Genomic DNA, 14,195 nt, shown 5'->3' with positions numbered 1-14,195 from the left:
ATCACCTTCTTTTCAAGGAGAGCTTTCCTGACTTGATTCTCCCCATGCTCCGCTCCTTCCTCTCTTTCGGCTTTTCAACGCGGAGCTTCTTTTTGAAGGACCACTCCCCCGGGGGGAAGAAGAGTGAGAGAGAATTTTCAGGGGGTGGTGGAGATGGAGCCGGAGAGAGATCCTAGAATTCAAGGCGAAGACGAGGCGGCAACTCTTTCTGAAGGGGGAGCCCCCCAAAAAAAGGTGCCCCCTGGAGCGGCTGCCTATGGCTCTCTCTCCGGAGAGGGCTCTCCTGAGGCAAGCGAAGCTGCCACCATGGCTGCAGAAAAGGTGCAGGCCGCTTCCCCATCTTCTGCCTCCCCCCGCCCGGCACAGGCTGCCTCTGAAAAGGCCTGGGAGCCCGGCGGGATCGTCGATGGACTCTACCGTGTCGAGCGCTCAATGAGAGGCGGAATGGGCGTTCTTTATGTCGTTGAGCATCTCAAATGGGGCATAAGGCTCGTCATCAAGTCGCCCATTGACGAAGATCGTCACTCCGCCCAGTCCCAGCGATTTATACGCGAAGCGGAGGCCTGGGTGGGCCTGGGAAAGCACCCCCACATCGCCACCGCGTATTATGTGAGGGAGTGCCGCGCCTTTCCAAGGATATTCATCGAGTACATCGATGGCGGCTCCCTCTCTGACTGGCTGAAAACCTCTCAAGGTTCGGACCTCTCCCTTGTCATGGACCGCTCAATCCAGTTCTGCGACGGAATTCTTTATGCCCACCGGAGAGGCCTCATTCACAGAGATATAAAGCCTGACAATGTGCTCCTCACCAGGGAGGGAATCGTCAAGATCACCGATTTCGGCCTTGTGAAGACCCTGGGGGAAGAGAAGGCCGTCCCTGCCGCCCGGCCCCCTGCCGTGAGCCCTGAAGCCTGGCAGACCATGACCTCGGGAGCTGCAATGGGAACCCCGGCCTATATGCCGCCCGAGCAGTGGACCGATGCGGGTCATGCCGATGAGCGCTCAGATATTTACTCCTTCGGCGTGATGCTCTATGAGATGGTCTGCCGGCGCCGCCCTTTTGAAAAGGACAAGGAAAGCTCTCTTCCGGGCCTTCTTGCCTGGCAGATGCAGCACCGGTTCCAGGCGCCTCCCGATCCTGCGGCGTTCCGGGGTGATCTCCCCGGAGCTTTGAGGAGCCTTATGCTCATGTGCCTGGAGAAGGACCCCGCAAAGCGCTTCGGGAGCTTCAGGGAGATCAGGGACCTGCTTGTCAGCCTTTACCTTGACGTGACGGGAATGCCATACGGGCGCAGCCTTCCCGGCGAGGCGGCGCTCCATGCCGATGATCTCAACAACAGGGCCCTCTCTTATCTTGACCTTGGGAGAGGCAGGGAAGCACGGAGCCTTTTTGAAGAGGCGCTGAAGCTTGATCCTCTCTCGGTCCCGGTCTCGGTGAACCTTATGCTTCTCGGCATCGAGGCGGGGAGCCTCTCGTACGGGGAGAGCCTGAAGCAGTTCAAGATACTCAGGGAAGGAAACCCTGGAAGCTCACTCCCCTTCTATTATGAGGCCATGGTCGAAGGAGAGGGGGGGGATCCCTCGAGGGCTCTCACCCTTCTTGATGAGGCCCTTGCCCTTTCCCCTTCCCATGGGCCTTCCCATAACCTCAGGGGAGCCATGCTCGCCTTCCATGGAAGGGATCGTGAAGCCCTTGATGCTTTTGGGAACGCCCTTTCAGCCGACACCCTCGTAATGGAGTACCGGAGAAACTATGCCCTCATGCTTTACCGCCTGGGGCGTTATGAGGAGTGCTGCAGGGCTTTTGCCGATCTTGTCCGCACCTGGCCGGGAGAGCCGGAGCTCAGGATCGATCTCGCCATAGCCTTCACGGGAATGGGGAAGTTCAAGGAAGCATCGGTGCTTCTCATTGAGGAATATAAAAGAAATCCCCGGCACGTGAGGACCCTTGTGACTCTCGGCGAGCTTCTCGCAGGGGTCTCCCGCTTCGTCCCCACCTTCGCTTACGCGGCACCGCCGGACAATATCAGCGACGGGCGCGGCCTCCTGGAAAGAGCTCTCAGTGCCGCGCCCCGTGTCCCGAGGATTTTTGACAGCCTGAAGCTCTGCAGGGAAAAGCTCTCCCCCGATGCAGCCCCCGGCGTCCCTTCCGATGCTCCCCAGAGCGCCTCCTTCAGTGCTGGAGAGGCTTCCTTGATTGTACCGGAGCCGGGTAGAATCAGGATACGGAGCGGCGAAGGGGGAAAAATCACCGGCATTGCAATGCTTCCCGGTGAGCGCTATGTCTCGGTGAACAGCGACTCACTGATGCAGGTCTGGAGCCTCGACGAAGAGGCGCCGCAGTCCTCCCTCAGTGAAGAAGAGTCTTACCTGAAAGGTGAAACCCTCAGTGTGGCCTATTCCCGAAGCAGGAGCATTGTTGCCACTGGCCATGGTGACCGTTTTGTGAGGCTCTGGAGCATCGATGCATCACGGGCGTTGGCAAGGCTCTCGGGCCATGAGAACATGGTGCGCTGCCTCACTTTCTCCCCTGACGGCCTCCAGCTTGCTTCCGGCGGCGCAGACGGCGCCGTTATCCTGTGGGACTGCCAGGCCTTTACCGCGCGCGGTGTATTAAGAACGGGATCGTCAGGCGTATTCTCGCTGCAGTTCCTCCAAGGCGGGGAGCACCTGGCCTGCGGGACCCATGAGGGGGAGATCCAGCTCTGGACTATGAGACAATTGACCCGTGGCGGGCAGATCAAAGCCCATGGCGGGGCGGTCCTCTCCCTTGCCCTCAGTCCCGATGGGCGCACCCTGCTCTCGGGAAGTGACGACAGAACGGCGAAGCTCTGGGATCTCAAGGCTGGAGCCTGCATAAGGAGCTTCGACTGTGGAGCCCCGGTGGAGTCGGTGTGCTTCTCTCCCTACGGCTCCTATTTCGCAGCAGGTTGCGGTGACGGGGCTGTCCGCCTGTGGGAGCCTTCGACAGGGGCTCAGCTTCGAACCCTGATGATCCATAAAGGCCCGGTGGCAGCCCTGGCCTTCGATGAGGCTGGACGCCTCCTGGTGACGGGAAGCAGGGACAGGACAATCTGCCTCGTACCGCTCCCCTTTTCGGGAGACAGGCCTTTCAGCGCCACGTGGAAGAGGGAGTTTATCCTCGAGAAGCCCAGGACCGCCGAAGAGAGCCTCAGGGACACCACCCTCTTTCAGTCGCTTGTCGGCGAGGGGAGAAAGCTTCTCGCCGGCGGGCGCGGTGAAGAGGCTTACGGCCTGTTCAGAAAAGCCCTTGAGGTGAAGGGCCATGAAAAGGACAGGGAAGCCATGGACGCTATTGCATCATCAACCTCGGGGGCCGTGAGGACCGGCGTGAGAAACCTCTGGATCGCCCGGTCATATCCTGATTTCTCCGGGGGGAGGGCCGTGGCGCTTAACGATTCACTCTCTGTCTATTGCGGCAGAGAGGATCAGCTTATTGTGAGCCGTCTAGGCTCCCCGATGCAAAAGACCATCGATGAAGGTGGATTTCAGGCTGTCGCTTTAGCCTTCCCGCCTGAAGGGACAGTGCTGCTGGCGGGTTATGCTGATGGCCGCCTGAGGCAGTGGGATCTGGACAGCAAGGTGCTGCTGAAAACCTTTGAGAAGCTCCAGGATTTCAAGTCCCTTGTGATTCTCCCCGGAGGGCGCTATTTCGCCACGGGCGGGGCAACCGTCGCAGACAGCACGGTGAAGATAAGAAGTGCCGAAAGCGGAGAGTGCCTTGTGACGCTCATGGGGCATTCCAGCGGCATTGAGGCTATGGCGGTATCCCATGACGGAAAGGTGCTGATCTCGGCAAGCTCCGATAAGTCATTGAAGTCCTGGGATACCGCGGCAGGAGTGCTTCTCGGTACCATGACCGGCCACAGGCTCCCTGTGCTGGCCTGTGCCCTCACGGAAGACGGGAAGACTGCCGCCTCGGGGAGTATGGACGGCACGGTCAGGCTCTGGGACCTTGGCAGTTTCAGCTGTCTTGCCACCCTTGAGGGGCACCGCAAGGATGTCACGTCACTTTCCTTCTCCCCCTGCGGGCGTTTTCTGGCATCGGGGAGTGCCGATCATACGATAAGGCTATGGGACCGCAGGAATGGAGAGATCCTCAGGGTCCTGGAAAAGCATGGAGCTCCTGTGACGTGGATATCATTCTCTCCCGGCGGCAGGCTGCTTCTCACCGGTGATTCCCAGGGGACCCTTTTCCTGTGGGAGATAGACTGGGAGTGGGATTTTTCCGTTCCCGCGCCCCCGCAGGGTTCCGCACCCGTGTCGGCAGGCACTGGAGTGGTCATCGAGAAAAGGGAGGAGTATATTCCAGATACGGAAGCCTTCCAGGACGAGCGGGAGCAGAGGAGCGCCACGGGGAAGTGGCTTCAGGGAGCTGCAATCGGCGCCTTGCTGCTGCTGCTTTTCACTCTTATCAGGATACCCTCCTGCTACAATGAGTACCGCCACGGCAAAGCCCGGCAATGCATTGACAGGATGTATGCATATTACCTGGATCCTTATGGCATAAAGAGTTATGAAAAGGGGACCGACATCCTCTTCTCCATGAACGAGGCTGCTGTTGATGCCCTCCTCGATGATGCCCTGACAGCCGGTGAAGGGACGCGGAAGCTGATGAGCCTTCGGACCCTCGAGATGATGCTTGACAACAGGCCCACCTTCAAGGAGTATGCAAGGAAGAAGTCAAAGAAAGCCCTCGTGAGCCTTCTCGCCGCGCCGGACACCGCGGTGCGGGGCAAGGCGGCGACACTTCTCGGCAGCATCGGTATAAAGGATGCCGCCCCGGATCTTGCAAAGGCCGAGGCTGCTGAGCCGGCAGATGCCGAGCCTCAGGGCCCCCAGAGAAATATCGACTGCCTTGCCTGCCACAGCAAGCCCCTGCCGCAGATGAAGCCTTACTGCGGCTGGAGGATCAGAAAGCCGGGAGAGTTCGTGAGGGGAGAGATAAAGGCCGCCCGGGATAAGCTGAAGTGAGGTCTCCTAAAACACCATCAGGAGAGCTGTCCGAAGCTCTTCCGCCGAAGCGAAGCGCTTCATCTCGTCCTTGCAGATGGACTTGTTCACGACGGCTGCAAGGGCCGGGGGAAGGGCGGGGCAGTGTTTTTCTATGGGTGCAGGCTCTTCACTCAGCACCAGCAGGATGGGATCGGTCCGGGGCCCCTCAGGAGGCGTGTTCCTGATGAGGTCCAGCGGTGAGGGGAAAGCGAAGGGATATTTGCCCGAGAGGAGATAGTAGAGGCTCATCCCCATTGAGTACACATCGGCGGGGGGCTTCACAAAGCGGTAATTAGTGAGCTGTTCCGGTGCCATGAAGAGGATGGTTCCTGCCACTTCCCCTTCTTTGGTCATCATGGAGCCGCCGGCCTCCTGGAAATTCTTGGCAAGCCCGAAATCGCTTATCTTGGCTGCGGTGTCGCTGCCGCTCCCGTGGAGAAGGAGATTCTGGGGCTTTATGTCCCTGTGGATGAATCCTTTGCAGTGGGCGAACTGAAGTCCTTCCAGGGCCTGGCAGATGAGCCTGCATGCCCGGGGGTAGGGGAGGGGGCCGAGAAGCTCTTTCTCGATGAGATCGGAGATATTCCCCCTGCTCGCATACTCCATCACCAGGTAGTGGCCCTCTTTTCCCTGGCCATGGCCGATAAACCTCACAATATTAGGATGGACAAGCTCCCTCATGACATGCATCTCCCTGGTGAAGCGCCGCAGAGTCTCATCATTGATGCTGGAAAACGAGGTGAGCCTCTTGAACGCCACAAGCATGCCGGTCCTGCTGTTGCGGGCCTTGAAGACTTCTCCCATGCCTCCTCTCCCGAGGAGTGAGTAGAGCTCATAGTCTCCCTCGCTTCTGCCGCTTTTCGCAGGCTCGCCGGGCGGGATGCAGTGCTCGCAGAGAAAAATGGAATCGGGGAGGTTTTCCGGTTTCACCGGGGGCTCAATCTCCCTGCCGCAGCGGCTGCAGTGAAGCGCCGAAGGAGCGGGGGCTTCAGCTCCGGTGAAGGCGGCAGGCTCGGCCTGGAGCAAGGTGGCAGATTCCTCCCGATCATCGTCCGGTGCTTCGGGAAGATGAGCTTCTGCAGCCCTCTCCCCCTGGAGGCTCATTCCACCGGGGGCATCGCCTTCAAGGGTGAGCCTGAGCATTGTCCTCCCCACGTTGATGGTGTCGCCGGGGGAGAGCTCCCTAAGCTCCCCCTTCTCGATGAGCCTGCCGTTCACCTTGGTGCCGTTGGTGCTCCCCAGGTCTTTCAGGAAGCACCGGGGAGGGGAGAGCTCCAGGATGAAGTGATGGCGTGAGATGTAAGGATCGCCGCGAAGCTGTGAATGGGTGTTTTTCCTGGAGCGCCCCACGATGAAAGTGTCATGGCCGTCAAACTCGAAGCGCTCAGTACCGCCCGGACCTTCTTCGATTGCAAGGACAACCTTCATCTGACCCACCCCTTTCCGCGCGCCCCAGGGCTTTGCGCTGCCATTGTCTATTATCTCCCCGGGCCTTGAAATCCTTCCTTGCCGCATGCAAGAGGATCATTGAGAGGCTCCGGGGAATGATTTTCAGGAAAGGGGGGAGAGCTATGAGAAATACCCTGATTCTTTTTTGTCTGTTCTTGGCGCTTGGCGGCACCGGGGCGGCGGTCCCGAATCGGCAGGAGCGCCCTTTCGGCGTTTTCAACGATATGGAGCTTGAGAGAAAAGGTGTCGTCACTCTGAAATCTGCCGAGGAGCTGGGCGTGGAGAGGACGCGCCTGGTGATCCACTGGGCCCTCGTGGAGCCGCGCAAAGGAAAGTGGAATTTCGCGATTGCCGATCGCATGATTGCCATGCACCGGGAGGCGGGGATTGAAATGCTCATCACCCTCCACTCGGTTTCCCCATGGGCCACCAGGAAGGCAGGGAATCATCTGACTTTTCTCGCGAGCCCCCCGAAGGATATGGCTGACTACGAGAACTTTGTAAGGACCATGGTGGCGCGTTATAAGGAAAGCGTGAAATACTGGCAGATAGAAAACGAGGTCTTTGACAAGCGTTACGGCCCCTCGATCTTCTGGGACGGCTCAAAGGAGGAATATGTGAACCTTCTGCGCCATGCCCACAAGGTGATTCATGCCGCCGATCCGTCGGCGAAGGTGGTGCAGGCGGGATTCGCCCATGAGCTGTTCGTGCTGCAGAATGAAGATTACCCATTTTTCATCAAGGCTGACAAGGGGAAGGTCAAGGAGTTCTTTGAATATCTCATTGAGAGGGGCGGCCCCTTTTGTGATGCCCTTGATTTTCACCAGTATTATGAGCCCGAGTCGGTGGTGAAGGAGCTTGCCCTCCTCAAGAGCACCATGGAAAGATTCGGTTGCCACAAAGAGCTCATCACCACCGAGGCGGGCGATATAGACCTGCGCCTCTTCAGGGTCCACATGTCACGCCCCGAGAAGCCTGTCCCCGTGGTGGCCGGCCTCCTCGCCATTCCTTCGGTGAAGAGCGAGCTTTCGCGTATCATGAAGGGAGGGGTTTCCCCCTCGGAATACTCGAATTTCGGTATTTTCCTGAAGAGAGACCCGAATGCCGGGCCCATGCTTGAGAAGTACCAGGCCCAGGGACTGGTGAAGCGCCTTGTCCTCTCCCTGGCCCATGGCGTTTCACAGTTTTACGCCGCGTGGATGAAGGACCAGGAAAAGCCCATGGACTGGTACTTCGGAATGATGAGCCTGATAGATACCGACGGCAGGAAGAAGCCTCACTATTACGCGTACCGGCAGATGATAAGGGAGCTGAAGGGCTTCAGCTCAGTAAAGGAAATCAATCCCCCCGCGGGGGCCAGGGCCGTCTGTTTCAGCTTTGCCGGGAGGGAGCCTCTCTGGGTGGCCTGGAGCACCGGGCGGGCCAGGACTTTTGATTTCTCGTCAGTCACCAAGGCGGGAAAGCTCAAAGCCACCCATATCATCACCAGGAGAGGTGAGACTGACAAGGACGCGCTTGTTGAATCCATCACCTCTTCGTCAGTCCCCCTTGATGAGACGCCGCTCATTCTTGAATGTGAGCGGTAATGCTCAGCGCTCTTTTTCCTTGGGCTTTTCAAGCGTGGTGAAGGAGGTAAGGATCCTTCCGATTTCATCGGCGGTGAAAGCGCCGTTTTTTGTGTATACTACTTTGTTGTTCTTGTCATAGATCCTTATCAAAGGGGGGATTCCCAGGGGCCCCGACTTGAAGAAGTGAGAATATTCCGGTTTGTCGCGGTCTTCCATGTTTACAAGATTGAAAGTGAACTGGTCGCTGAATTTTGCCTGCAGGTGCTGCACCGCCGCCAGTGAAGATTTCATTGTGGGATTCTCGTTTGATCCCATGTAGAAAAAGACGAAGCTGAAAGGTTTTTTTTCGGAAGCTTTCTGGTAATCCTTTGCGGTCATACCCTTTTTGGGGAAAGTGACATCAATGATGCCGGTCTGGCTGTTTTCTGAATAGAGGGCGCCCAGTGCGTCGGCAGTTCTCTTCAGGGGCACATAAGGCTTTCCGCTGTCAGATATGACAGTGATGTCAGATTTCGCGCCATTGATCCAGAACCCCTCACTGGCTTCAGGCAGGGCCTCCTTCGGAGCTCCCGGCGAGGAGACTGAGAGCTGCCAGGCCTTCCCTTTCTGCTCAAGGGTGAGGGCGGCGAATTTCGCAAGGCTCTCCAGCTCTATGAAGATCTCCTTGTTCTGCCTTATCACTTTTCCTGTATACTGGTGATTCTTGATATAGATGTCATAGTCTGCGGCAAGGCACCACCCGGCCGGAAGAAAACAGAACACCAGGGCGGTGAAAATACTCCAGGTCACTCTCTGCATGGATTCACATCCTTTCGTGATCTCTTCACATACTCTCTCCATGCTTCTTTCCCGGGGTCTTGTTTCCTCCATGGCAGGTCCCGCTCCCTCAGCGCTTCACCTCAGTCCAGAGCTCCGGGAGGGCGCTCCTTATATCTCTCCTTATATGCTCCGCCGCAAGGGAGGAAAAAGCCGTCTCCGCGGCATTGATCTCCACGAGAGTGGCGCCGCTGCGGGCTGCATCTACAATGAGCTCCGTGTTCCTCCGGAAGTGCGTGCCTATGAGGAATATGATGCCTCTCCCCGTGAGAGCCCCTCTCATCTGTTCAAGAACCTGATCTTCCAGCTCTTCTCCGAGCCAGCGGACTGCCGGCCTGAGGGTGGCGCCGCAGGCGCATTTCCTGTCAGCTCTTGCCTCCCGGGCCTTTTTTTCAGCGGGGCACCAGCTTTTGAAGATATTGCCGAAGAGCTCCGTTATTCCGGTGTTGCCGGCAATGGAATGCATCCCGTCCACATTTTCGGTGATGAGGCGGAAGTCTTTCCAGAACTCTTCCATCTCGGCGATGATCCGGTAGCATTCCGGCACGGGGAGCCTGATGACCTCCTCCTGCACTGTCCTGATCCGCTTCCATACTGCATCAGGGTGGGCGCTGAATGTCTCTGCATTGAAGATCATCAGCTCTTCCCCCTCTATGAGCTCGGTAACGCCGCGGACGCCGGGGATGGAGCACTCCATCGGGAGGCCCGCTCCTGTGATGACGGTGACGGAACGGGCATTCTTGAGGGCCTCCACGGCATTCCAGCCGATGATTCTGGTGCGGTTCACCGACGAGTGGCCCTTTTTCCTGGAGATGTAGAAGCTCTGGTAAAGAGCTTCCTTTCTCCCGATGGACTGGTAGGAGCCGCTGTCAGAAAAGCTGCCCAGCAGCCCTTCAAGCTTCTCAATCTCGCGGCTTACCGTCTCGTCATGGGAATAAACGCTGCTCTGGAGGCCCGATATGGAGTCAGAAAGCTTTTTCCTGGCACCGGAAAAAGAGCCCTGATCTGCCTCGCGGACCGCTTTTCTCCTCGCATTGATGGCATCACAGATCACGATTTCCCTCTCCACGGCAGGGTTGATGGCTTCCGCTGCCGCAGCCCGTGCATCAGTGCAGGTGACCTGCAGGGCAAGGGAGACCTCTCCTCTCGAGATTTCCTCATGTATCCGGTGATAAGCGAGCTTCGCCTTACCAAGCTCCATGATGCCGTCTGCCGGGGATTCCGTCACAAGGCACTCAATAAGCACGGTGCGCTCATCGCCTCCGTATAGGTCTCCGAGGCTGATCTCGCAGCCCTTTCCTCTCATGGTGAGGGGAAAGTCATGATGGAGGTCGACGAATTGCACGTTCTCCGACGGGGTGAACTCAATGGTGAGGTTCTGGGCATAGAGGGCGAGGAGGCCCATGAGTTCTTCAGAGAAGGTGCGCGGTGCCTTCTCCGGGTTGTCTATGAAATAATAGTTCCCGTGCCCGGCTTCGGCGATCCCTTTCAGGAGGTCCTCGGCGAAGTCGGAGCCGACTCCCATGGCTGTCGTGACGGCGCCCTTTTCTGCCGTGTGCGCTCCTATATTGAAAAGGCGACTGGGATCGGTGATGCCCTCGTTGGCGATGCCGTCGGTGAGAAGTATGATCCTGTTGAGCCTCTCGGGGCCTGAATGCTTGAGGACCTCCTGGAGTGCCGCGAGCCACCCCCCGGAAAGGTTGGTCATCCCCTGGGGCTCTATGGAGCTGATGGCTCTCCTTATGGCATCCCTCTCCCTGGCCTCCCCTGCAGGGAAAGGTACCTGCACCAGGTGGTTAAAGGTCACAAGGGAGAAGATATCGGTGTTGAGAAGCTGCGAGAAGAGGAACGCCGTCGCATGCTTGACATAGTCGAGCTTTCCTCCCTTCATGGAACCGCTCCGGTCTAGAGCCACGGCGATGTTGAGGGGCTTCCGGGAGACTTCCACGGAGGGTGCCGTTATCCTGAAAAGGACAAATATCCTGCCTGGAGAGCCGCGGGCAATGAGCCTGCGGCTCAGCTCCGCCGAGAGGGTGAGCATGGGCGCCTCCCGTGTGGTAATAAGGGGATGTGGTCAAAGAATTCTCTCTCATCGTGATGCTTTCCTTTTTCAAGAAGGAGTCAGGAGGCAGGAGAAGAGGGGCGCTGCACCGCGGGGGAGAATTCCCCTTGAGGCAATAATCTTCCCGGGAGGTCAATCCCTATGAAAAAGCACGGTAAAGCTCTGCTGTTTGGCGCCCTTTTCTCTATCCTGCTCCAGGCCATCGCCTGCGGAGAGGAATACAGGGGAACAGAGATATCAAAGATACCGAAGCGCTTCGCGCCCTATTTCTTCAGAATGGGAAATTTCAACACGGTGAAGGAGATTGAGTGCTGGGAGTATGACTATGAGCCAGGAGAGTTCGGCATAAAATACCATCTCATGACTCATCCGAAAAGCCAGGAACTCAATGACGGGTTCAGCGAGGTCATCGTGCAGATAACGGTGAACAAGTCCAAGGAAAAGGCTCTCAGCGAATATCAGGACAAGTATAAATATGTCACCGATTACCTCCACGGCTGGGAAGACCCGCGAGACAACGTGAGGACAGAGCCTGTGGAGCTTGGCAGGGATGCGAAGGGTACGGTGCAGATATTCCTGGCGCCCCAGCCCTCCCGCTCGCCCCATATCCAGGCACACTACGCGATGCTGCTCAAGGGCACCCTGGTGGTCCATGTCTTTGCCCAGGACCAGGGAAGCTTCACCTCTGTCCAGACTCCTACAAAAGCCTACGTTGACGGGCTCTACCGGTACCTGCTGGGCCTGCCGGGCGGGGAGGCACCGCGGGCCCTCACTCTCAAGGCCGCTGTCGCTCCCGATACCGTCCCCGCCGATGGCCGCTCGAAGGCGACGCTCACAATCAAAGTGACCGATCCTCAAGGAAAGGCCGCGGCATCGATCCCTGTAACGGTGAGCCCCTCCCTGAAGGCTCCCGGTCTTTTGCCGTTAAGCGGGAAAACCGACGGCTCCGGGAGCCTTTCTTTTTCCGTGACGGCGCCAAAGGCAGAAGAGGTGGAGGAATTCGCCTCAAAACCCGAGGTGCCCCTGGTGTTTACCTGCAAGGCCAGTGATGCTTCGAGCGGGAAAACGGCCGAAGGCTCGGCGACCCTCAGGCTCACGACCACTGTGGGGCTGAAGCTTCTCGTATGCGATGAAAATGAAGCTCCCATGGCGGGGAAGAAGATAAAGCTCACCTATGCAATGAATGGAAAAGACGCCGACAAAACCGTCACAAGCGGCGAGGACGGCACGGCCTTTGTGCCATTCCCGGCAGGGCGGAAGGTGAACGTGATATTCAGGGATCCCGACTTCCTCATCTTTACCCGGCAGGCCACGGTGCCCGCCGAGGTGAAGGTCCTCTGCACTTCCCTGGAGAGTTATGTGCAGAAGCTCAAGAAGGATATGGCCGATTTCCTGAAAAAGGGAGGCTTCTCCTCACAAGAAGCGGAGGCGGTGCTCAAGGCGAAGATCAATTTCAACGCGGCGGTATCGACACCGGCCTATGACCCGATGAACAAGGAGATCCAGATAAACGGCTCTTCAGTGAAGTATGTAAAGGAGCTGGAGAGCATAAGGAGGGTCATGGCCCACGAGACAGGCCATCTCATTATGGACACCCTTGTGGATCCCTCAGGTTATTATGTGAAAGGCTACCCCCTCATGGGGAAATATGTAGGGGGGGGGCATAACACGTGGGTTCCTGCCCAGGACGAGTCAAAGGAGCTCGCCTTCGAGGAGGGTTCGGCCGAGTTTTTTGCCCAGCTCTTCTATAAATCCCAGAAAGGGGAATATGATATAAACTTTGACAATGCAAAGATGTCGGGCGAGGCGGCATCGAAATACGTGGCAGACGGCAATGTCATCGAGGGGAACATTGCGAGCTTCCTTTCGGCTTATTACAGGGAGGATCTCGATGACCCCCAGAAGGTGTACAGGGACTTTGCAAAGACCATCAGGGAGCATGAGGCCTTCTGGACTTCCATCACCCCGGCGAGAAGCATCGAGGAGTTCCTTGACGTGAAGCTGAACAGCAAAAAGCCGGGCATCAGGTATGACGGCGACCTTTCCGAGCTTGCCTCACAGTATAGAATAAAGGCATCCAACGTATGGGAAGGCCTGGCAGCGAGCCCTGATGCCATGAAGTCAGTAAAAGTCACAAGAAATGGAAGGCCTGTGAGTTTCAATTCCTCGATGGAGCTTAAAAAAGATGACATCATCGAGGTCCCTGAAGGAGTCACCGTGGCTTTCCAGGGATTCAAGGACGGCTATTTCAAGAACGGCGAGAAGAAATGGGTATCCCTGGGACCGGGGGCTCACCGCATCAAGATCTCTGAAAATTATAACTACGTGCAGGTGGAGTTCGGGAAAGCTCAGTTCGTGAATGCCGGCGCCGTTTCAGCCGATGGAGAGGCTACCGTCACCCCTTCGGGCACCAGTTTTGTCATCGATGCGGGGAAGGGGAAGGAGACTTCAGTGAGGGTTGTTGAAGGCACGGTCACCGTCAAGAAAACTGCCACAGGCGAGGAAGTGAAGGCTTCGTGCGGCGAGGCGCTCACTCTTGTCCCGGGCAGTCCCCTTCCCAGGCCGGAGCGTTCGTCATATACCGGCACTCCCTGGTGGAAGCTCCCCCAGGGCGCCGTCCCGACTTCCCAGGTGCCTTCCACCGGAGCGGACCGCGGCAATGCCGGGGCTTTCTTCCAAAAAGGCATTGAGAAGAGCCAGGCAGGCGATCACCAGGGAGCCGAAGCGGAGTTTTCCAAGGCTATAGCGATGCGTGCTGACTATGCCGATGCTTACTACCGGCGCGCCCTGGCACGGGTGGATCTGAAGGAGTACGGGAAGGCCGTAGAAGATTACTCCGTGGTGCTGGGCCTTCAGCCCTCCAACGGAAAAGCATATTATAACCGCGGCGTTGCAAGAGACGCCCTGGGTGACTATGTCGCTGCCGCCGCCGATTATACCGGAGCGCTGAAGCACATCGAAGATTTTGCAGAGGCTTTTTACAACAGGGCTCTTGACAGGTTCAGGCTCGGCGAGTACAAGGCTTCGGAAGAGGATTTTACCCGTTTTCTCTCCCTTCGGGGAGACTATACCCTGGGCTGGTTTAACAGGGCTGTGACGAGAGAGAAACTGGGAGACCTGCAGGGCGCCATTTCTGACTACAGGAAGGCCCTGGAGCTCAGGCCGGATTACCGGGAGGCCCGCGAGAGCCTGATGCGGCTTGAAAATAAGGAGAAGCCATCAGGGGAATGACCGGGGAGAAATTGGACTCTTTTACCATAGGATTTCTCTCTATGAACGAGAAG

Annotated in this window: 6 protein-coding genes; 3 read left to right on the top strand and 3 right to left on the bottom strand. The window is 57.6% G+C overall.

Annotated elements, in window-relative coordinates:
• The first annotated feature begins 123 nt into the window (after nucleotides 1–123).
• Nucleotides 124–4,995, top strand: a complete 4,872-nt coding sequence (locus RDV48_21545; protein ID MDQ7825400.1) for a protein kinase — start codon at nucleotides 124–126, stop codon at nucleotides 4,993–4,995.
• Nucleotides 4,996–5,001: 6 nt separating this feature from the next.
• Here RDV48_21545 and RDV48_21540 read toward each other — a convergent pair whose 3' ends face one another.
• Nucleotides 5,002–6,444: a protein kinase gene (locus tag RDV48_21540; GenBank protein MDQ7825399.1), complete on the bottom strand. Its 1,443-nt coding sequence runs from the start codon at nucleotides 6,442–6,444 to the stop codon at nucleotides 5,002–5,004.
• Between the two features lie 143 nt (nucleotides 6,445–6,587).
• Here RDV48_21540 and RDV48_21535 point away from each other — a divergent pair, with 143 nt between their 5' ends.
• On the top strand, nucleotides 6,588–8,051 hold the full coding sequence (locus RDV48_21535; GenBank protein ID MDQ7825398.1) for an endo-1,4-beta-xylanase: 1,464 nt from the start codon (nucleotides 6,588–6,590) through the stop codon (nucleotides 8,049–8,051).
• Nucleotides 8,052–8,054: 3 nt separating this feature from the next.
• On the opposite strand, the gene RDV48_21530 is transcribed toward RDV48_21535, so the two are convergent.
• Both RDV48_21530 and RDV48_21525 read right to left on the bottom strand, forming a co-directional pair.
• Entirely contained in the window at nucleotides 8,055–8,873 is an 819-nt protein-coding gene (locus RDV48_21530) for a hypothetical protein (protein MDQ7825397.1), read from the bottom strand.
• A 46-nt stretch (nucleotides 8,874–8,919) separates the two neighbouring features.
• Nucleotides 8,920–10,890: a VWA domain-containing protein gene (locus RDV48_21525; protein ID MDQ7825396.1), complete on the bottom strand. Its 1,971-nt coding sequence runs from the start codon at nucleotides 10,888–10,890 to the stop codon at nucleotides 8,920–8,922.
• A 162-nt stretch (nucleotides 10,891–11,052) separates the two neighbouring features.
• Here RDV48_21525 and RDV48_21520 point away from each other — a divergent pair, with 162 nt between their 5' ends.
• A complete protein-coding gene (locus RDV48_21520) occupies nucleotides 11,053–14,142 on the top strand; it encodes a tetratricopeptide repeat protein (GenBank protein MDQ7825395.1) in 3,090 nt (1,029 codons plus the stop codon).
• The last annotated feature ends 53 nt before the right edge of the window (nucleotides 14,143–14,195 follow it).

The organism is Candidatus Eremiobacterota bacterium (assembly GCA_031082125.1).
Lineage (GTDB): Bacteria > Vulcanimicrobiota > CADAWZ01 > CADAWZ01 > Ess09-12 > Ess09-12.
This window is presented reverse-complemented; position numbering and strand designations above follow the sequence as displayed.

Bases quoted from the DNA above. Each gene is read 5' to 3' on its own strand.
- RDV48_21540 (MDQ7825399.1), bottom strand. From the start codon at position 6,444: ATGAAGGTTGTCCTTGCAATCGAAGAAGGTCCGGGCGGTACTGAGCGC.
- RDV48_21535 (MDQ7825398.1), top strand. From the start codon at position 6,588: ATGAGAAATACCCTGATTCTTTTTTGTCTGTTCTTGGCGCTTGGCGGC.
- RDV48_21530 (MDQ7825397.1), bottom strand. From the start codon at position 8,873: ATGGAGAGAGTATGTGAAGAGATCACGAAAGGATGTGAATCCATGCAG.
- RDV48_21525 (MDQ7825396.1), bottom strand. From the start codon at position 10,890: ATGCTCACCCTCTCGGCGGAGCTGAGCCGCAGGCTCATTGCCCGCGGC.
- RDV48_21520 (MDQ7825395.1), top strand. From the start codon at position 11,053: ATGAAAAAGCACGGTAAAGCTCTGCTGTTTGGCGCCCTTTTCTCTATC.